Origin of the sequence: Pseudomonas marginalis (assembly GCF_024169655.1) — a bacterium.
GTDB lineage: Bacteria > Pseudomonadota > Gammaproteobacteria > Pseudomonadales > Pseudomonadaceae > Aquipseudomonas > Aquipseudomonas paraveronii.
Genome location: NZ_JALJWV010000001.1, coordinates 259,986 through 280,778, shown reverse-complemented (window position 1 = coordinate 280,778; position 20,793 = coordinate 259,986). Strand labels below are relative to the sequence as shown.

The 20,793-nt window shown below is 60.9% G+C and carries 14 protein-coding genes; 6 read left to right on the top strand and 8 right to left on the bottom strand.

Annotated elements, in window-relative coordinates:
- Positions 1–71: 71 nt before the first annotated feature.
- Positions 72–1,436, top strand: a complete 1,365-nt coding sequence (locus J2Y83_RS01160; protein ID WP_253392768.1) for a formimidoylglutamate deiminase — start codon at positions 72–74, stop codon at positions 1,434–1,436.
- 70 nt (positions 1,437–1,506) lie between these two features.
- Here the strand turns inward: J2Y83_RS01160 and J2Y83_RS01155 are convergent, their stop codons facing one another.
- From J2Y83_RS01155 to J2Y83_RS01130, 6 genes are all read right to left on the bottom strand, one after another.
- Positions 1,507–2,076, bottom strand: coding sequence for a lipocalin family protein (locus J2Y83_RS01155; RefSeq protein ID WP_253392766.1), 570 nt, complete (start codon positions 2,074–2,076; stop codon positions 1,507–1,509).
- A 30-nt stretch (positions 2,077–2,106) separates the two neighbouring features.
- Positions 2,107–2,361 (bottom strand): outer membrane protein assembly factor BamE, encoded by a 255-nt coding sequence (locus J2Y83_RS01150; RefSeq protein ID WP_247400529.1) that lies wholly within the window; start codon positions 2,359–2,361, stop codon positions 2,107–2,109.
- Between the two features lie 183 nt (positions 2,362–2,544).
- Entirely contained in the window at positions 2,545–3,555 is a 1,011-nt protein-coding gene (locus J2Y83_RS01145) for a class 1 fructose-bisphosphatase (protein WP_253392764.1), read from the bottom strand.
- 109 nt (positions 3,556–3,664) lie between these two features.
- On the bottom strand, positions 3,665–5,017 hold the full coding sequence (locus J2Y83_RS01140; protein WP_253400325.1) for a DUF3999 domain-containing protein: 1,353 nt from the start codon (positions 5,015–5,017) through the stop codon (positions 3,665–3,667).
- Positions 5,017–8,556 carry a DUF2339 domain-containing protein gene (locus J2Y83_RS01135; protein ID WP_253392762.1) on the bottom strand — a complete coding sequence of 1,180 codons (3,540 nt, stop codon included), beginning with the start codon at positions 8,554–8,556 and terminating at the stop codon, positions 5,017–5,019. Before J2Y83_RS01135 ends, J2Y83_RS01140 begins: the two co-directional genes overlap by 1 nt.
- Positions 8,557–8,714: 158 nt before the next feature.
- Entirely contained in the window at positions 8,715–11,165 is a 2,451-nt protein-coding gene (locus tag J2Y83_RS01130) for a glycogen/starch/alpha-glucan phosphorylase (RefSeq protein WP_253392759.1), read from the bottom strand.
- Positions 11,166–11,401: 236 nt separating this feature from the next.
- Between J2Y83_RS01130 and J2Y83_RS01125 the strand changes: the two genes are divergently transcribed.
- Complete coding sequence (locus tag J2Y83_RS01125; protein WP_253392757.1) at positions 11,402–11,836, top strand: YkgJ family cysteine cluster protein; 435 nt, start codon at positions 11,402–11,404, stop codon at positions 11,834–11,836.
- 195 nt (positions 11,837–12,031) lie between these two features.
- Here the strand turns inward: J2Y83_RS01125 and typA are convergent, their stop codons facing one another.
- Together typA and thiI are read right to left on the bottom strand one after the other, a co-directional pair.
- The gene (typA, locus tag J2Y83_RS01120) at positions 12,032–13,852 is read right to left on the bottom strand and encodes a translational GTPase TypA (RefSeq protein WP_253392755.1); all 1,821 of its coding nucleotides are present in this window, start codon (positions 13,850–13,852) and stop codon (positions 12,032–12,034) included.
- 139 nt (positions 13,853–13,991) lie between these two features.
- Positions 13,992–15,446 (bottom strand): tRNA uracil 4-sulfurtransferase ThiI, encoded by a 1,455-nt coding sequence (gene thiI / locus J2Y83_RS01115; RefSeq protein ID WP_253392753.1) that lies wholly within the window; start codon positions 15,444–15,446, stop codon positions 13,992–13,994.
- A 334-nt stretch (positions 15,447–15,780) separates the two neighbouring features.
- Here thiI and glnA point away from each other — a divergent pair, with 334 nt between their 5' ends.
- The 4 genes from glnA to ntrC all read left to right on the top strand — a co-directional run bounded on the left by glnA (position 15,781) and on the right by ntrC (position 20,763).
- A complete protein-coding gene (gene glnA, locus J2Y83_RS01110; protein ID WP_253392751.1) occupies positions 15,781–17,187 on the top strand; it encodes a glutamate--ammonia ligase in 1,407 nt (468 codons plus the stop codon).
- A gap of 208 nt (positions 17,188–17,395) precedes the next feature.
- Positions 17,396–17,932, top strand: a complete 537-nt coding sequence (locus tag J2Y83_RS01105; protein ID WP_253392749.1) for a chorismate mutase — start codon at positions 17,396–17,398, stop codon at positions 17,930–17,932.
- A 312-nt stretch (positions 17,933–18,244) separates the two neighbouring features.
- Complete coding sequence (gene glnL, locus J2Y83_RS01100; RefSeq protein ID WP_253392747.1) at positions 18,245–19,330, top strand: nitrogen regulation protein NR(II); 1,086 nt, start codon at positions 18,245–18,247, stop codon at positions 19,328–19,330.
- Positions 19,327–20,763, top strand: a complete 1,437-nt coding sequence (ntrC, locus tag J2Y83_RS01095; RefSeq protein ID WP_253392745.1) for a nitrogen regulation protein NR(I) — start codon at positions 19,327–19,329, stop codon at positions 20,761–20,763. Before glnL ends, ntrC begins: the two co-directional genes overlap by 4 nt.
- Positions 20,764–20,793: the final 30 nt, after the last annotated feature.

Genomic DNA, 20,793 nt, shown 5'->3' with positions numbered 1-20,793 from the left:
CGGAGTTTACCGAGCAGGCAAACGTCTGTATATGTATATACAAATAAACACACGACCGGGGTGCCTTGAACATGTCCGCTTTCTTTGCCGAACGCGCGCTGCTGCCTGATGGATGGGCCAACGATGTACGTCTTGAAGTCGGCGCGGATGGCCGGCTGACCCACGTTGCGGCCAATGCCAGTGCAGACGGCGCCGAACGGCTCAGAGGCCCGGTGTTGGCAGGCATGCCAAACCTGCACTCCCACGCTTTTCAGCGTGCCATGGCGGGCCTGGCCGAAGTGGCCGGCAACCCGAATGACAGCTTCTGGACCTGGCGCGAGCTGATGTACCGCATGGTCGGCAAGATCAATCCGGAGCAACTGCAGATCATCGCGCGCCAGTTGTATATCGAGATGCTCAAGGCCGGTTACACCTCGGTGGCGGAGTTTCATTACGTCCACCATGACATCAGCGGCCAGCCCTATGCCGACCGCACGGAACTGTCGCGGCAGATCAGCCACGCGGCCGCCAGCAGCGGGATCGGCCTGACGTTACTGCCGGTGCTCTACACCCACGCAGGGTTTGGCGGCCAGGCTCCCAATGAAGGCCAGCGACGGTTTATCAACAGCAGCGAACATTACCTGGACCTGCAGGCGCGCCTGAAACCGATCCTCGCCGCACAACCGGCGCAGCAGTTGGGCTTGTGTTTCCACTCCCTGCGCGCCGTCACGCCGCAACAGATCACAGACGTGCTGGCTGCCAGCGACAAGGCCTGCCCGGTGCATATCCACATCGCCGAGCAACAGAAAGAAGTCGACGACTGCCTGGCCTGGAGCGGCAAACGCCCGCTGCAATGGCTGTACGACAATGTCGACGTCGATGAACGCTGGTGCCTGGTACACGCCACCCATGCCGATCCCGCGGAAGTGACGCGCATGGCCAGCAGCCGTGCAATTGCCGGTTTGTGCCTGACCACCGAAGCCAACCTGGGCGACGGGATTTTTCCGACGGTGGATTTCCTCGCCCAGGGCGGGCGCATGGGCATTGGTTCCGACAGCCATGTGTCACTGAGCGTGGTGGAAGAACTGCGCTGGCTGGAATACGGCCAACGCCTGCGCGATCAGCGGCGCAATCGCTTGTATCGTCACGATCAGCCGATGGTCGGCCGCACGCTGTTCGATGCCGCGCTGGACGGCGGCGCCCAGGCGCTGGGGCAGCCGATTGGTCGGTTGGAAGTAGGCAAACGTGCCGATTGGCTGGTGCTGGACGGTAACGATCCGTACCTGGCGACGGCGACGGCGGACGGGATTCTCAATCGCTGGCTGTTCGCCGGCGGCGATCGGCAGGTGCGCGATGTATTGGTCAACGGCAAGTGGGTGGTGCGCGACGGGCGGCATGCCGCTGAAGAAGAGAGCAACCGGGCGTTTACCCAGGTTTTGAGGGAGTTACTCGGTTAACAGGCAATCCATAACAAATGTGGGAGGGGGCAAGCCCCCTCCCACATTAGATTTCAGCGGTGATCCAGAGTTATTGCGAGGTCTTCGCCATCTGTTTGTCCGACGTGCGCCAGATCAAACGTGTGGTGTCATAACCCTGCTGCCGCGCCCTGCTCAGCAGGTCTTCGCGGGTGTCGGCGCTGACCGTTGGCGTGCGCGACAAGATCCACATATAGCGCCGGCTCGGGCTGCCGACGAGGGCGGTCTTGTAGTCATCGCTGACGTACAGCACCCAGTAATCGCCCTTGGCGACGCCCGGCAACAGCGCGGTAAACCAGTTATTGAATTCCACCCAGAGCTTGTCGGTCTTACCCGGCACTTGCGGCGTGGCCGTGCCTTTGGCTTCTTCCCACTTCCATTCTGTTGTCAGGCAGCGGTTGAACACCGACATATCGCCATCTGGCAGCAGTGTGTAGCGGGCCTCGGACTGCGCGCAGTTGCGCTGGAAGTACATCGGCAATCGCGCCAATTCGTACCAGGTGCCCTGGTAACGCTTGAGGTTGACGTTACTCGCGGTCTTAGGTTGCAGATCATCGCCAGAATGGCTGGCGCAGCCCGCCAAAAACAGGCTGGCGCAAAAAAACAAAACAAAACGCATCATTCTTCTTCTCCCGCAGGCTTTCGCCCCGGTTTACTTCAGGCCTTGCCCGGAAAACATCAGAACCTTGTCACCGGCATATTGAACGCTGATAAAGCTGTTTTTATCGCCCCAGGTGCAGCTGGACATGCCCAGCGCGCCGGAACAATCGGTCGGCTTGCCCAGCAACGACTCCACTTCGGTCTTGGCCATGCCAGCCGACAGCTTCGCGTAATTTTCCTGATTGACCTTGCTGCAAGCGGCCAACAGCACGCAAAAAGCCAGCAAAGCGAGACGGCGTAACGACATGGAATAACTCCTGGAGGGACAAAGCAGGTTGGGGATCTGCCAGAACTTAGAAGGAAAAACAGGTGTCTGGTTCCCGACAAACGAAAACAAAAAAGCCCCGAAAACGCTGAAACGTTTCGGGGCTTCTTATCGTTCAAGACTTCACGCCTTGAACCTGGCGAGAGCGCTTGCTCCCTTCCACCGTTACTGCTTGTGGTAGCCGGTCACACGCTCAACTTCTTCCTTCGAACCCAGGAACACCGCCACGCGCTGGTGCAGGCCTTCGGGCTGGATGTCGAGGATACGCTGGTGGCCGTCGGTGGACACACCGCCTGCCTGTTCAACCAGAAACGACATCGGGTTGGCTTCGTACATCAGGCGCAGTTTGCCCGGCTTGGACGGCTCGCGGCTGTCACGGGGGTACATGAACACGCCACCCCGGGTCAGGATGCGGTGTACATCGGCAACCATCGCCGCGACCCAGCGCATGTTGAAGTTTTTCTTCAACGGGCCGTCTTCGCCTTCCATCAACTCGTTGACGTAGCGCTTGACCGGTTCTTCCCAGTGGCGCTGGTTGGACATGTTGATCGCAAATTCCTGGGTAGCCGCAGGAATCACGATGTCTTCGTGAGTCAGGACGAAACTGCCCATTTCGCGGTCCAGGGTGAAGCCTTTGACGCCGTCGCCCAGGGTCAGGACCAGCATGGTCTGCGGGCCGTAGATCGCATAACCGGCGGCAACCTGCTGAGTGCCCGGCTGCAGGAAGGCCTTTTCGTTCAGGGCTTCGTTCTGGCTCAGGTGTTCGTTCGGGCAACGCAGTACCGAGAAGATGGTGCCGACCGGGGCGTTGATGTCGATGTTGGACGAACCGTCCAGTGGGTCGAACACCAGCAGGTAGGCGCCTTTCGGGTATTTGCCCGGGATCTGGTAGGCATTGTCCATTTCTTCGGACGCCATGCCGGCCAGGTGACCGCCCCATTCGTTGGCTTCGAGCAGGATCTCGTTGGAGATCACGTCGAGTTTCTTCTGCACTTCGCCTTGGACGTTTTCAGTGCCCATGCTGCCCAGGACACCACCCAGCGCGCCTTTGGACACGGCGTGGCTGATTTCCTTGCAAGCACGCGCCACCACTTCGATAAGGAAGCGCAGATCGGCAGGCGTGTTGTTGCTGCGGGTCTGCTCGATCAAATAGCGACTCAGGGTAACGCGGGACATGGAAGGCTCCGATGTATGGGGGGGCTAAAAACCCGCGCAGTTTAACGCGAGTTGGGGTGTATTTCCTCCTATCAGAGGATTTAAACCCAATAGAGTTCATGGACTTTATTTAACGTGCCGCCGCAGGCTTGCGCAGCAAACTGTAGGCCATGGCCCCCAGCACCGCCACACCGAGCACCAATACCGCCCAGAGCCCGAGTTTTTTCCAGTTCGGTTCGGTGTCGACAGCGGCGACGAGCGCTGGCGACGTGAGCACGACATCCCCGGCCACCTTGGCCTGCCCCAAGCTATTCAGACGCTCGGCGTTGTAGTCAGGGATCAGGGTCGACAGCGGCAGGTTCGCCGCCTTGGCCGACGCGTTCCCCAGCGCCAGGGTGAACGGCGGCTCACCTCGCGCCAGGAACACCAACTGCGTGGCGCGCACGGCAACCTGCAGGGTCGGCGCCGCAGCGCCCAGGCCACCGCCGCGCTCATCCACCTGCAACTTGAGTTCGGCGACCGCCTGGCCCGGCAACTGCAATTGATCCTGCACCACGTCCTGGCCGTTCTGGGTCAGGCGGTACAGCAAACCGTTACTCAGCGGCTGCCAGGCTTGCTTGCTGTCACGCCGCCCCGACAAGGTCACGGGCGCCAGCGTATTGGGCTGTGTCAATTCGACGCGCAGGCGCTCGACATTCAGCCCCGCCGGTAACTGCCAGGTGTATTCCCCCGCCTGGAGCCGCGTGCCGGAAAGCGGCTGCGACCACACCCATGGCGTCGGCTGGCTACTGCGGGTGGCGCTGGCCAATTTGGCCGAGGTCAACAGCGGCGCCGCCTGGCCCTGCCACAACAGGCGCAGGTAACGCGCCGGTTGCCCCGGCAGGCTGACGTCATGCTGCTCGACGCGCTCGTCGGCAAACGACAAGCGCGCCACTTGCCCGTCGCCCCAAGGCGTCCAGTGCTGCAAATCATCGCTGGCTTCAATGCTGAACCGCTGGAAGCCTTCTTGCTCGTGACTCCAGTCGAGGCTCAGTTGCTGCAACGGGGCCTTGATCGCACTGGCGTCGAGCACCCAGCCGCGTAGCACCTGCTGGCCAGCCGCGGAAGCTGTGGAGGGGCGCACTTCCAGCAAGGTGCCTTCGGCGCTGGACTTCACCACCACCGCCGGCAAGGTTTCGCGGGTGTCGGCAGCGTACAGCGGGAACCACTTCACATCGGCAACGTTACGGTTTTCGGTGTGTTGCGCGGATTGGCGCGACAGCGCATAGGCCTGGGGTTCACCCGCGGCGTTGAACACGCGCAGATCGCTGAGGTCGGCCTGGCGGGCGCTCAGTTGCACGGCCAACGGCAATTCGAGGCGATACCACGGGCCGTTGCCGCTGACGCTCAGCGGCACCTGGGTGGTGAAGTCGGCGGGTGTTTCCTGGGCCCACACCGACAACGTCGCACACACGCCCACTACCGCCACGCTCAACTTACCGATCAAGAGGATGCTCCTTCAGTTTCCAACACAGGTTCGGCGCGCTTGGGCGGCAGCGGTGCGAAATAACCCACCACCAGCAACAGCCCGCCTACGCCAATGAACGACACGATCCGCGCCAAGCCGCCACGATTGCTCAGCTCGACAAAAAACAGCTTGGCCACCACCACGGCAATCAGTGCCGCGCCGATCAGCCACACTTCGCGACGATGGCGCAGATGACCGCCGATCATCAGGCCGAGGGCGATCAGGGTCCAGACGATCGACAAGCCGGCTTGCACCAGCATCGACTCCAGCAACGCGTCCAACTGGAACGGCACGCCGCCCCAATGATGGGCGGTACGCATCACCAGCGCCGTGAAGAACGCAAACAGCGAAGCACCCGCCACCCCTTGGGCGATCCACTCAGCACGCGGCCCGCGCTGCGGCGCCACACTGCGCGACCACAGATACACACCGAGCAGAGCAAACAGCAGGCCCAGGTCCAGCGGGTTGATCAGCGGTACATACGGCAAAGGCTCGGCCGTACCGTCGCTGAAACTGTTCGCCAGCCAGAACCAGCCGAGCATCAGCAGCGCCAACGGCAGTGCCGCCAACACGCGGTACTCGTTGGGATAGGCCGACACCGGCCACGGCCAACGGCGTGGCGCAGCCGCCAGCACCAGGTAGAGACTCGGCAAAATCGCCCAGCCCAGCCAGCGCCAGGCATTGTATTCGCTCGACAGCAACAACAGGCCGTAGCGCAGCTCCAGCGCCAGGACGCCGATCAACATCCAGCTACCCAACACGTGGGCAACGCTCAATACTTTGGCCGGAGCCACCGCCGCCAAGCGCCGCAACGAGATGAAATGCACCGCGAACACCGCCAGCCAGGCCAGCCAGCCGAACTGCGCCGCCGGGTGATAGTAGCTATGCGCGGATACCAGCAACACCGCAGCCGCCGCCGGCATCAGCAAGGTGCAGAGCATACCCAGCGAGGCCCAGCGCAGACGCGCCGCGAACAGCGTCCAGATCGCCACGCTCACCGCTGCGATACCCAGCAGGAACGCACCCTGCAGCTCTTGCGGGATGAACCGCAGCACTTCGCCGATCAGCGCCAGCGCCCACCAGGCCGCGCCCCACACCAACAACAGGTCGGACAGGCGTTGCAGCTTCAGCACGGCAAACACCGGCGCATGGGGTTCGCGTTGCAAGCGCCAGGCGCCGACCAGGGCGGCCAGGCCCAGCACCATCGGCGTCCAGAAACCGCTGTGCCCCAGCGGACGCAAACCTTCATGAGGCAACGACCCGAGCAGTTCCGGCACCGCCAACAGGAACGAAGCGCCACCGAGCAGTTGCAGGAGCAAACCGAAGACGAAACTGACGCGCTGTTGCAGGTACAGGCTCAACCAGATGACCAGCAAACCACTCGCCGCCCACACCCCGCTGGCGCTGTCCCAGGGCAGCACAAACAGCACGGCCAGGTTGATCAACACCAGGCCGGCCAGCAGCACCACCGACAACCCGCGCAACAGCCGCACATCGCTGCGCACCATGTCGTCGCGGGCCGCCAGCAGCATGCCACCGATCAACGCCAGCCCGATCAGCGACGCCGTCAGCAAACCGCCCCAACCCGCGCTGAATACCGCCGCCCCTTCACCGCCTTGCAGGCGCAGCAGGAACAGCGCGCCGCCCAGCAGTTGCACGGCGAAGGCAGTGAACAGGAAGGTCCGTGAACCGATGCGCAAGCCGGCAGACAGCGTCACCAGGCCAGCAATCGCCCAACTGATGGCGGTGCCTTGGGTCAGCAACAGCAGCGGTGCGAGCAGGTACACACAGGTCAGCCCGAGGCTGGCCAATACCGGCAGGCCCTTGCGCTCCCACTCCGCCGCCTGCTCCGTGGATGCCTTGCGCAACTGCGCGAAGCTGAACAACAACGCGGCGCCCAGCAACAGCGCACCCAATGGCGCGCCGTCCAACAATGTGTGTGTGCCGACGCGCAGTTCGCTGAGGAACGCCAGCGCCGAGCCCAGTTGCAACAACAGGCCAAACGCCCGTGCCAATGGCCGTTGCTGGCGCAAACCGAGCCAGAAGATCCCGGCACCTTCCACGGCCCAGGCCGCTGCGGTCCAGCGCGCATCGAGGCCCAGGGGAATCGCCAGGCTGGCGAAGATCACGCCCAGGGCCAGGCAGGTTTCCGCCAGCAGCAAGGCGCGCCCGCCACTGAGCAAGCGGGCCAGGCCCATATAAATAATGCCCAGGCCAAGGGCGCTGAACGCAGCGGCAAATTCCAGGTGCTGCACCAGTGCGAACTGCAAGCCGAAGCCCACCAGCGGCGGACCGAACAGCAGGCTGCCGTCGACATAATCGCCCTTGGCCGCCGACCAGCGCAGCAGCGCGCCCCGGCTGTCGTCTTCGGGCGCGTCGCTCATCTCCAGCAATTTGCGCCGGGTGAACAGCAAACCGATCGCCAGGTACATCAGGAAAAACACGATCAGGAACGGCTCGGTGCTCCACAGCAGCTCCGGGGCATACGAGCGCAGGCCCCAGGCGAAGCCGATGCCGAAGGTGCCGACAAAGCCGATCAGGTTGAGCAGGCGCCAGGCCTTGAACCAGGCGATAGCGAGGATGCCAGCATTGAGCAGGGCAAAGTAACTGAACAGCGCCACATGGCTGCCGGCGCCGGTGGAGGTCAGGATCGGCGCGGCAAACCCGCCCAGCGCCGCTGCGCAGGCCAGGCCCAACGCATCCTGGGTGATCGCCAGAATCGCCGAAAACAGCGTGACCGCCACCAGCAAGCCCAACGCCGCGCCAGGGTCGATCAACGGGTGCAAGCGCATCGCGGCAAACACCGTCAGGTAGAGCACCGCAATGCCGGTGCCTTGCAGCATCAAGCCGTAATTACTGTTGCGCAGCCGCAACCACCAGCCCAGGCCCAGCAGGCCCAATGCAGCGGCGGCAACCCCGGCATAACGCAGTTCAATCGGCACCACCATGCCTTCGGTGGCATAGCGCAGCAAAAAGGCCAAGCCGAGGAACAACAGCACCACGCCGACGCGCAGAACGGTATTGCCGCCGAACAGCCAATTGCGCGCGCCGCCGATGGCGCGTTCGATCAGGTTAGGGCCTCGGGGGATAACCGGTTCAGGCGCATGCGGTTTCTCGGCAGGTTTCCAGACATCCGCCGGTAATGCCTGACTCGGTTCGGCAACGATGGCGACGGGCGTTGACGCCAGTTCAGCGGGCAACTCCCAGACAAGTTCGGGTGCCTCGGCTGGCGGGGTAGATTCGGCAACGGGGGATTCGACCAACACACTGTGTGCGAGCGGCGCGGGTTCAGGCGCAGGTTTTTCCAGTTGCGCCAGGCGTTGCTCCAGCGCGGAGAGCGCTTTCTGCGCGGTCTCCAACTGACGGCTTTGTTCATCCGTGCGCGAAGCCAGCATCGACAGGCGAATCGCCTGGCCAATGCCCAACCCCAGCAGCGCGCCGATGCCCGCGTCGCTGAACGACTCATCGAGTGTCCAGCCAAGCGCCAGCCCAATCAGCATGAAAATCCATTGCATGGTCGATATTCCCTAAGCAAACCGGGGCTCAGTATATCGACGCGAGACCAATGTGGGAGGGGGGCTTGTCCCCGATAGCGGTGTGCCAGTCGACATATCTGCAAACTGACAGTCCGCTATCGGGGGCAAGCCCCCTCCCACATTTTGGTTTTGGGGGCTTAGTCGAGCGCTTTCCAGATTTCGGTGGCGTACTCGCGGATGGTGCGGTCCGAAGAGAACCAGCCCATTCGCGCGGTATTGAGCACCGCCGAACGCCACCATTCCTTGGAATCATGCCAATGCGCGTCGACCCGGGCCTGGGCATCCCAGTAGGAATCGAAGTCGGCACACACCAGGAAGCGGTCGTAGTCGATCAGCCCATCGATCAAGCCCACATAACGGCCCGGATCATCCGGCGAGAACACCCCGCCGCGAATCGCTTGCAGCACATCGTTCAAACGATGGGACGCGGCGATTTCCGGCCCGGCGTGGAATTCACCGGCGTGCTTGCGGGCTTCCACCTCCTGGGAGCTGAGGCCGAAGATGAACATATGATCGCCGCCCACACGCTCGTGCATCTCCACGTTGGCGCCATCCATGGTGCCGATGGTCAGCGCGCCGTTAAGGCCGAACTTCATGTTGCTGGTGCCCGACGCTTCAAAACCGGCGGTGGAAATCTGCTCCGACAAGTCCGCCGCCGGAATGATGCTTTCCGCCAGGCTGACGTTGTAGTTGGGCAGGAACACCACCTTGAGCAAGCCGCGCACGGTGGGGTCGTTGTTGACGGTGCGAGCGATGTCGTTGGTCAGCTTGATGATCAGCTTGGCCTGGTGATAACTCGCCGCCGCCTTGCCGGCGAAGATCTTCACCCGTGGCACCCAGTCGATCTCAGGCTCGGCACGGATCGCCTGGTACAACGCCACGGTGTGCAGCAGGTTGAGCAACTGGCGCTTGTATTCGTGGATGCGCTTGACCTGCACGTCGAACATCGCCGCCGGGTTGACCGCGATGCCCAGGCGCTCGTGGATGATCTCGGCCAGTGCGCGCTTGCTGTGCAGGCGCTGCTCGGCGAAGGCCTTGCGGAAGGCCTGCTTCTCGGCAAAGGTTTCCAGTTCGACCAGACGGGTTTCCATGTTGTCGAGAATATCCGCGCCCAACGCATCCACCAGCATCGAAGTGAGCTGGGGGTTGGCCTGGTACAGCCAGCGGCGGAAGGTGATGCCGTTGGTTTTGTTGTTGATGCGCTCCGGGTACAGCTTGTGCAGTTCGGAGAACACCGTGCTGCGCATCAGTTGGGTGTGCAGGCCGGATACGCCGTTGACGCTATGGGAGCCGAGGAACGCCAGGTTGCCCATGCGCACGCGGCGGCCGTTGTCTTCCTCGATCAGCGACACGGCGCGCAGCACGTCGAAATCGTGGACGCCCTTGGCGCGCAGCGAGTCGATGTGCTGGGCGTTGATCAGGTAGATGATCTGCATGTGCCGGGGCAACATGCGTTCCATCAGGCCGACCGGCCAGGTTTCGAGGGCTTCGGGCAGCAGCGTGTGGTTGGTGTACGACAGGGTTTCGACGGTGACGTCCCACGCCGCGTCCCAGGGAATGTCGTGCAGGTCCACCAGTTGCCGCATCAATTCAGCGACCGCGATGGACGGGTGCGTGTCGTTGAGCTGAATCGCCGCATGTTCGCCCAGGCTCAGCACCGAGCCGTGCATGTTCTTGTGGCGGCGCAGCAAGTCTTGCAGCGAGGCCGAGACGAAGAAGTATTCCTGGCGCAGGCGCAGTTCCTGCCCCGCTTCGGTGCTGTCGGCCGGGTAAAGCACTCGGGAGATGCTTTCGGCGCGGGCCACTTCGGCGACGGCGCCCAAGTGATCACCGGCGTTGAAGCGCTCCAGGTGCAGGTCTTCCACGGCGCGCGCGCGCCACAGCCGCAGGGTGTTGACGCTGGCACCGCGCCAGCCAACCACCGGAGTGTCGTAGGCCACAGCCCGCACGGTTTCGCTGGGCGACCACACCTGAATCAGCTTGCCGGCGGCATCCGGCAGGGTTTCGACGCTGCCGCCAAAGCCGATCGGGTAAATCACTTCGGCCCGCTCGAACTCCCACGGGTTGCCGAAATCCAGCCAGCGTTCGGTCTGTTCCTGTTGCCAGCCATCGACAATCGCCTGGCGGAACAGCCCGTGCTCATAGCGAATGCCATAACCATGGCCGGCGATGCCCAAGGTCGACATGCTTTCCATAAAGCACGCCGCCAGGCGACCCAGGCCCCCGTTGCCGAGCGCCGCATCGGGCTCCAGCAGGCGGATGCGCTCCAGGTCGACCCCTAGGCCCACCAGCGCTTCGCGGGCGATCTCCAGCAGGCCGAGGTTGCTCAGGCTGTCGTAGAGCAAGCGGCCGATGAGAAATTCGAGGGAGAGGTAATAAACCCGCTTCTGGCCTTTACGGTAGATACGCCGCGTGTGGTCCATCCAGTGTTCGACCATCTGGTCGCGGGCGGCCAGGGCAATGGCTTCGAACCAGTCGTGGTCGAAGGCATGATCTGGGTCTTTGCCCACCGCATAGGTGAGTTTGGTCAAGACAGCATCGCGAAACGCGGCTACCTCTGCTTCTCGTGCAAGCGGTTCCTGAGACATCGGTGCGACCTCGGGCGAGATTGAAGGAGTTGCTAGAGACTAGTCGGTCTGACAGACGGTCGACGCTCTGGTTCGGCAGTTTTTTAACTCATTCACCTTTGCATAAATTTAATGCAGGGGTCGTGCCCGATCATCATTCGATTGGCCTTCCAGCTGAAAACCCGAAAATATTGTTCAAAAAACCATCAATCCCGGTATGATCGCGCGCCCGGATACCGCCCCACCTTGGAACCCTGATGAAGCCTCAACTGATCGCCGCCGCGGAACTCGACCGTCTCGAGACCTGGCAGAAATATTCCGCCCACATGTGCGGGGGCTGCGTGTCCAGTTGCTGCACGCTGCCGGTCGAAGTGAAGATCAAAGACTTGATCCGCATTGGCATCGTCGATGAATTCGAGCGTGGCGACCCGGCGAAGAACATCGCCAAGCGCTTGCAGAAGGAAGGCATCGTCGAGCGCTACAACAGCAAATCCGAGATCTTCACCCTGCAGCGCATGAGCAACAACGACTGCCTGTACCTGGATCGTAAGACGCGCTTCTGCACTATTTATGACAAGCGCCCGGATACCTGCCGCAACCACCCGAAAATCGGCCCACGGCCGGGGTATTGCGCGTACAAGCCGAAGGAAGTGGTGCGCGAGACCCATTTCAAGACTCTCGATAAGTTCTGATCCGGTTTTTGTAGTGTTCTTAAGGGCCTCATCGGGGGCAAGCCCCCTCCCACATTTTGAAATGTGTTCACAAATCAAACTGTGGGAGGGGGCTTGCCCCCGATAGGGCCGGTACATTCAGCACAAAACCTGCAGACATAAAAAAACGCCCCCGGCCTTTCGACCGGGGGCGTTTTTCATTCAGCCTGAGTTAACTCAGTTCTTGGCTTTCTTGGCAGCGCGGGTACGCTCGCCTTCGTCCAGGATCTTCTTACGCAGGCGGATCGACTTAGGCGTGACTTCGCACAGCTCGTCGTCCTGGATGAATTCCAGAGCCTGTTCCAGGGTGAACTTCACCGGTGGAACCAGAGCGATGGTTTCGTCTTTACCCGAAGCACGCATGTTGTCGAGCTTCTTGCCTTTGGTTGGGTTGACGCCCATGTCGTTGTCACGGCTGTTCAGACCCACGATCTGACCGTTGTAGATCTCTTGACCGTGTTCAACGAACAGCTTGCCACGCGCCTGGAGGGTTTCCAGGGAGTAGGTCAGCGCCTTGCCGGTTTCAACCGAAACCAGAACACCGTTCTGACGGCCGGACATGTCGCCGGACTTCATGGTGTCGTAGCGATCGAAGATCGAGGTCAGGATGCCAGCACCGTTGGTCAGGGTCAGGAACTGGTTACGGAAACCGATCAGACCACGAGCAGGGATGTTGTATTCCAGACGCACACGGCCTTTGCCATCCGGCACCATGTTGGTCAGGTCGCCCTTACGCAGGCCCATCTCTTCCATGACCTTGCCCTGGGATTCTTCAGGGGTGTCGATGGTGACGTTTTCGAACGGTTCCTGCTTCACGCCGTCAACAGTACGGATGATCACTTCAGGACGACCAACGCCCATTTCGAAGCCTTCGCGACGCATGGTTTCGATCAGTACCGAGAGGTGCAGCTCACCACGGCCGGAAACCTTGAACTTGTCAGCCGAGTCGCCTTCTTCAACGCGCAGTGCCACGTTGTACAGCAGCTCTTTGTCCAGACGTTCCTTGATGTTACGGGAAGTCACGAACTTGCCTTCTTTACCGCAGAAAGGCGAGTCGTTTACCTGGAAGGTCATGGAAACGGTTGGCTCGTCAACGGTCAGAGGCTTCATCGCCTCGACAGTGTCCGGCTGGCACAGGGTGTCGGAGATGAACAGCGAGTCCATACCGCTGACGCACACGATGTCGCCGGCGAACGCTTCTTCAACGTCGATACGGTGCAGGCCGTGGTGACCCATCAGCTTCAGGATACGACCGTTGCGTTTCTTGCCGTCGGCGCCGATAGCGACAACCGGGGTGTTCGGCTTGACGCTACCACGAGCGATACGGCCAACGCCGATAACACCCAGGAAGCTGTTGTAGTCCAGTGCCGAGATTTGCATCTGGAACGGACCGTCACGGTCAACCTTCGGTGGTGGAACGTGGTCAACGATCGCCTGGTACAGCGGGGTCATGTCTTCCGCCATGGCGGTGTGTTCCAGACCGGCAATACCGTTCAGGGCCGAAGCGTAGATCACCTGGAAGTCCAGTTGTTCTTCGGTAGCACCCAGGTTGTCGAACAGATCGAAGATCTGGTCCAGAACCCAGTCCGGACGCGCGCCTGGACGGTCAACCTTGTTGATGCACACGATCGGACGCAGGCCGGCTTCGAAAGCCTTCTTGGTCACGAAACGGGTTTGCGGCATAGGGCCGTCTTGAGCGTCAACCAGCAGCAGAACGGAGTCAACCATCGACATTACGCGTTCTACTTCGCCGCCGAAGTCGGCGTGGCCCGGGGTGTCCACGATGTTGATGTGGTAGCCGTTCCAGTTGATAGCGGTGTTTTTAGCCAGGATGGTAATACCGCGCTCTTTCTCCTGGTCGTTGGAGTCCATCACGCGCTCGTCGTTGAGCTCGTTGCGCTCCAGGGTGCCGGATTGACGCAAGAGTTTGTCTACCAGGGTGGTTTTACCATGGTCAACGTGAGCAATGATGGCGATGTTACGTAGATTTTCGATCACTTGTGTATCTCGATCAGAGGATTCGGTGTGCTGACAGGTCGTGGCAGCGATTAACAGTAGAGTCAGGCCTTGCCGTTACAGCTTGACGGCAGAGTCGGGGGGCCGGTGACGCAGGCCACAGGCATACAGCCCCGGGCTCTTAGCTCGGTCGATAAACGCGCACATTGGCATGCCCCTCACTGAGCAAATGGTGGGCATGCAGGCGACTCATCACGCCTTTGTCGCAATACAGCAGGTACTGACGGCTGTTATCCAGTTCCTTGAAACGCGCGTTCAATGCATAAAACGGCAGCGTTTGTACGTCGATGCCAGCGATTTCCAGCGGCTCGTCTTCAGCGGCATCCGGGTGACGGATGTCGATGATGATCTGACCGGCCAGGGCTTCGCTGACTTCTTCGATCTGCACATCCTGGCCCAACTCGTCGATGACACGATCGATCGGGACCAGTTTGGCGTTCTCGAGCGCACGCTCCAGAATCGCCATATCAAACTGTTGTTCTTCATACTCCACGCGGTTGCGCTTGGCGTGGGTCTTGGGGTTCACCGAAATGACCCCGCAATATTCAGGCATGTGCTTGGCAAAGTCGGCGGTGCCGATCTGTTCTGCCAGGTCGATGATGTCCTGCTTGTGGCTGGCGATCAGCGGGCGCAGCACCAGCTTCTCGGTAACGCAGTCGATCAGCGACAGGTTCGGCAGCGTTTGGCTGGACACCTGGGAAATCGCTTCGCCGGTCACCAGCGCGTCGATCTGCAGTTGATCGGCAATTCGGGACGCCGCGCGCAACATCATACGCTTCAATACTACGCCCATATGACTGTTATCGACTTTACCGAGAATTTCGCCCAGCACTTCCTCGAACGGCACGCTGACAAACAGCACGCGTTGGGAGCTGCCGTACTTCTTCCAGATATAGTGCGCGACTTCCATCACGCCCAATTCGTGTGCACGCCCGCCCAGGTTAAAGAAGCAGAAGTGGCTCATCAGGCCGCGGCGCATGATCTGGTAGGCCGCCACCGTGGAATCGAAACCGCCGGACATCAATACCAGGGTCTGTTCCAGGGCGCCCAGCGGGTAGCCGCCGATGCTATTGTGCTGGCTGTGGATCACAAACAACCGTTGGTCGCGAATTTCCATGCGCACTTCAATTTGCGGCGCTTTGAGGGAAATTCCGGCGGCGCCGCACTCGCGACGCAGCTTGCTGCCGACGTATTTTTCCACATCCATGGAGCTGAACGGATGCTTGCCGGCACGCTTGCAACGCACCGAAAAAATCTTGCCTTCCAGCTCACTGCCGAAGTGTTGTTTGCACTTTTCGGTAATGTCGTCGAAGTCGCCCAGCGGGTACTCGTCCACCTGCAGGAAATGCGCGATACCCGGCATGCAGCTCAGGCGTTCGGTCATATCCTTCAAGGCCTTGGCGTCGGTGACACGGGTTTCCAGCTCGAGATTGTCCCACACACCGCTCACCACCACCGCCGGGTCCAGATCGCGGAGCACGGTACGGATGTTCTTGGCCAACTGACGGATGAAACGCATCCGTACCGGTCGGCTTTTGATGGTGATCTCGGGGAAGACTTTAACGATTAATTTCATGGAAACAGCGCGCGCCGGGCCTGCCGAAAAAGGGGGGCGCGGATTATAGCGGAAATCGCTCAAGGTTTAACCAGTTAATATGCATCGCCGACGCAACGCACCAAAACAGGTCATTCACGCAAAGCGACGCCACATTGCAGTGCGTTATTTATTCCGTTTCAGCGGTTTGCACCTTTATAGGGGCCATTTTGACGCAAAAAAGCCATGTTGGCGCACTGGCATGCAATTTGCTCTCTTGTGAGGCAGGTTGCCATGGCGGACTATCCGCGCCGGCATCACCCACATTCTAAGGGCTAACTCCACTACCCAGCCCGAAGCCACCCCGGAGGACACCATGTCGAAGTCGGTTCAACTCATCAAAGATCATGACGTTAAATGGATTGATCTGCGCTTCACGGACACAAAAGGCACTCAGCACCACGTGACCATGCCGGCTCGCGACGCGCTGGATGACGCGTTCTTCGAAGAAGGCAAAATGTTCGACGGTTCCTCCATTGCCGGCTGGAAAGGCATCGAAGCTTCCGACATGATCCTGATGCCGGACGACAGCACTGCCGTGCTGGACCCGTTCACCGAAGAGCCAACCCTGATCATCGTCTGCGACGTGATCGAGCCTTCGACCATGCAAGGCTACGACCGCGACCCACGTGCGATCGCCAAGCGTGCCGAGGAATACCTGAAGTCGACCGGTATCGGCGACACCGTATTCGTAGGCCCGGAACCAGAATTCTTCATCTTCGACGAAGTGAAGTTCAAGTCCGACATCTCCGGCTCCATGTTCAAGATCTACTCCGAACAAGGTTCGTGGATGTCCGACCAGGACGTTGAAGGCGGCAACCATGGCCACCGTCCAGGTATCAAAGGCGGTTACTTCCCGGTTCCACCATTCGACCACGACCACGAAATCCGTACCTCCATGTGCAACGCCATGGAAGACATGGGTCTGGTCATCGAAGTACACCACCACGAAGTGGCCACTGCCGGCCAGAACGAAATCGGTGTGAAGTTCAACACCCTGGTAGCCAAGGCTGACGAAGTTCAGACCCTGAAGTACTGCGTACACAACACTGCCGTTGCCTACGGCCGTACCGCTACCTTCATGCCTAAGCCACTGTACGGCGATAACGGTTCGGGTATGCACGTTCACCTGTCCATCGCCAAAGATGGCAAGAACACCTTCGCTGGCGAAGGTTATGCCGGCCTGTCCGACACTGCCCTGTACTTCATCGGCGGTATCATCAAGCACGGTAAGGCCCTGAACGGCTTCACCAACCCGTCGACCAACTCCTACAAGCGTCTGGTCCCAGGTTTCGAAGCACCGGTAATGCTGGCCTACTCGGCACGTAACCGCTCCGCTTCGATCCGTATTCCTTACGTGTCCAGCCCACGCGCTCGCCGTATCGAAGCCCGCTTCCCGGATCCAGCAGCCAACCCGTACCTGGGCTTCGCTGCACTGTTGATGGCTGGCCTGGACGGCATCCAGAACAAGATTCACCCAGGCGACGCCGCCGACAAAAACTTGTACGACCTGCCGCCTGAAGAGGCCAAAGAGATCCCACAAGTGTGCGGCAGCCTGAAAGAAGCCCTGGAAGAGCTGGACAAGGGCCGTGCGTTCCTGACCAAAGGCGGCGTGTTCAGCGACGACTTCATCGATGCCTACATCGAGCTGAAAAGCGCAGAAGAAATCAAGGTGCGTACCTTCGTACACCCACTGGAATACGAGCTGTACTACAGCTGCTGATCCGGTAGCGTCGCTTAACGTGGCGTGATCGAAAAAGACCTCCTTCGGGAGGTCTTTTTTTTGCCCGGGAATTACACAATTCCGCACCTGCAAACCCAATCAAAAAGGTGGGAGGGAGCGTGCTCCCGATAGCCGTGGATCAGTTGATACCAGTGCTGACTGACACTCTGCTATCGGGGGCAAGCCCCCTCCCACAAGGAGATCAGCATTGAACCGTCGACTTGTGTTCGCTCTGTTATTCGTCAGCGCCAGTGCGAGCGCTGCGCCGCCCAGCCTCGAACCTTTACTCAACAGCATCGCCGAACGCCTGGCGATCGCCGACCAGGTCGCCCTGAGCAAGTGGGACAGCCACAAGCCCGTAGAAGACAAGAAACGCGAGCAAGAGGTAATCGCCAGCGTCGTCGCCCTGGCACCGAGCTACAAGCTGGACCCCGCCACTGCCGAACAATTTTTCTCGGCGCAGATCGAAGCGAACAAATTGGTGCAGTACGCCCATCTGTCCGACTGGCAGTTCCAGGGCAAGGCCCCCGACGATCCGCGCCCGGACCTGGTCAAGCAGATTCGCCCGCAACTGGACCAACTGCAAAAACGCCTGCTGCAGCAGTTGGCCGACTTCAGCCCACAGCGCACCGACCCACAGTGCCCGCAATGGCTGGCCGAGGCGGTGCATGAGCCGCGCAATGAGCCGATGCAGCAGTTGGCGATGATCCGCGCGACCGCCGAGCTGTGTATCTACAAAAACTAAAACGGTGAACCCGATCCAAAAATGTGGGAGGAGGCAATCCCCCTCCCACATTTGATTTGTGTGAATTCGGCACGTCCTGAGCAAGCGTCACAAAATCGCACTATATTGGTGCGACAGCTTGCACCCTTCCCACCGACCCAGCCCATTTTGGTTCGAAACTTCCCGATGAAGCTGGCAGAACGCCACAGTTTCGCGCCTTAAACCCCTATTTCAGGGCTTAAACGCTTCTTTTCGGAGCCTTGGTTTGGTTTTTGCATTTTCCTTGTATCAGCGTGTGCCTCAAGCCCGCGCCTTGCTCCAAAAGAGGTCCTGATGACCATCAGCGATGCACTGCACCGTTTGTTACTCGACAACCTGACCACCGCGACCATCCTGCTCAATGACGACCTGCGCCTTGAGTACATGAACCCGGCGGCAGAGATGCTCCTGGCCATCAGCGGCCAGCGCAGCCATGGGCAGTTCATCAGCGAATTGTTCACCGAGTCGGCCGAAGCCTTGAGCTCGTTGCGCCAGGCGGTGGAGCAGGCACACCCGTTCACCAAGCGCGAAGCGATGCTCACCGCCCTGACCGGCCAGACCCTGACCGTCGACTACGCCGTGACCCCGATCCTGAGCAACGGCAGCACCCTGCTGCTGCTCGAAGTCCACCCGCGTGACCGCCTGCTGCGTATCACCAAGGAAGAAGCGCAGCTGTCCAAGCAGGAGACCAGCAAGATGCTGGTGCGCGGCCTGGCCCACGAGATCAAGAACCCGCTGGGCGGGATTCGCGGCGCAGCGCAGTTGCTGGCGCGCGAGCTGCCGGACGAGCACCTCAAGGACTACACCAACGTCATCATCGAAGAGGCCGACCGCCTGCGTAACCTGGTGGACCGCATGCTCGGCTCCAACAAGCTGCCGGCGCTGGCGATGACCAACGTGCATGAGGTGCTGGAGCGTGTCTGCCAACTGGTCGAGGCTGAAAGCCAAGGCTGCATCACCTTGGTGCGCGACTATGACCCAAGCATTCCCGACGTGTTGATCGACCGCGAGCAGATGATCCAGGCGGTACTCAATATCGTGCGCAACGCCATGCAGGCCATCAGCAGCCAGAACGAGCTGCGCCTGGGCCGCATCAGCCTGCGCACCCGCGCCTTGCGCCAGTTCACCATCGGCCACGTGCGCCATCGCCTGGTAACCAAAGTCGAAATCACCGACAACGGCCCGGGCATTCCAGCAGAACTGCAGGAAACCATTTTCTTTCCCATGGTCAGCGGCCGCCCGGACGGTACCGGGCTGGGCCTGGCCATTACCCAGAACATCATCAGCCAGCACCAGGGTCTGATCGAATGTGAGAGCCATCCTGGCCACACCACGTTCTCGATCTTTCTGCCTCTGGAACAAGGAGCCCCATCGACATGAGCCGTAGTGAAACTGTCTGGATCGTCGATGACGACCGTTCTATCCGCTGGGTCCTCGAGAAAGCCCTGCAACAGGAAGGCATGACCACCCAGAGCTTCGACAGCGCTGACGGGGTGATGAGCCGCCTGGCGCGCCAGCAGCCCGACGTGATCATCTCCGACATCCGCATGCCCGGTGCCAGCGGCCTGGACCTGCTGGCACGGATTCGCGAGCAGCACCCGCGCCTGCCGGTGATCATCATGACCGCGCACTCGGACCTGGACAGCGCTGTGGCGTCCTATCAGGGCGGTGCGTTTGAATACCTGCCCAAGCCGTTCGACGTGGACGAAGCGGTGGCGCTGGTCAAGCGCGCCAACCAGCACGCCCAGGAACAGCAGAACCAGGAAGCCCCGCCCGCCCTGACCCGCACCCCGGAAATCATCGGTGAAGCGCCGGCGATGCAGGAAGTGTTTCGCGCCATCGGGCGCTTGAGCCACTCCAACATCACCGTGCTGATCAATGGCGAGTCGGGCACCGGTAAAGAACTGGTGGCCCACGCCCTGCACCGCCACAGCCCACGGGCGGCGTCGCCGTTTATCGCACTGAACATGGCGGCGATTCCCAAGGACTTGATGGAATCCGAGCTGTTCGGCCACGAGAAAGGTGCCTTCACCGGCGCGGCCAACCTGCGACGCGGGCGCTTTGAACAAGCGGACGGCGGCACACTGTTTCTCGATGAAATCGGCGACATGCCGGCCGATACCCAGACCCGCTTGCTGCGCGTACTGGCGGACGGCGAGTTCTACCGTGTGGGCGGGCATACGCCGGTCAAGGTCGACGTGCGCATCATCGCCGCAACTCACCAGAACCTGGAAACCCTGGTGCATGCGGGCAAGTTCCGTGAGGACTTGTTTCACCGCCTCAACGTGATCCGCATCCACATCCCGCGCATGTCGGACCGTCGCGAAGACATCCCGACCCTCGCGCGCCACTTCCTCAGCCGCGCTGCGCAGGAGCTGGCCGTCGAGCCGAAGCTGCTGAAAAGCGAGACCGAGGAATACCTGAAAAACCTGCCATGGCCCGGCAACGTGCGCCAGTTGGAGAACACCTGCCGCTGGATCACGGTGATGGCGTCCGGGCGCGAAGTGCATATCGGCGACCTGCCGCCGGAATTGCTCAGCCTGCCGCAGGACTCGGCGCCCGTGACCAACTGGGAACAGGCGCTGCGCCAATGGGCCGACCAGGCCCTGGCACGCGGCCAGTCGAACTTGCTGGACAGCGCCGTGCCGGCCTTCGAGCGGATCATGATCGAAACCGCCCTCAAGCACACCGCCGGCCGCCGCCGCGATGCCGCCGTGCTGCTGGGTTGGGGCCGCAATACCCTGACGCGCAAGATCAAGGAACTGGGGATGAAGGTGGATGGCGGGGATGATGACGACGGGGACGAGGGCTGAATCTCAGCCCCACTGAAGAGCTAATGTGGG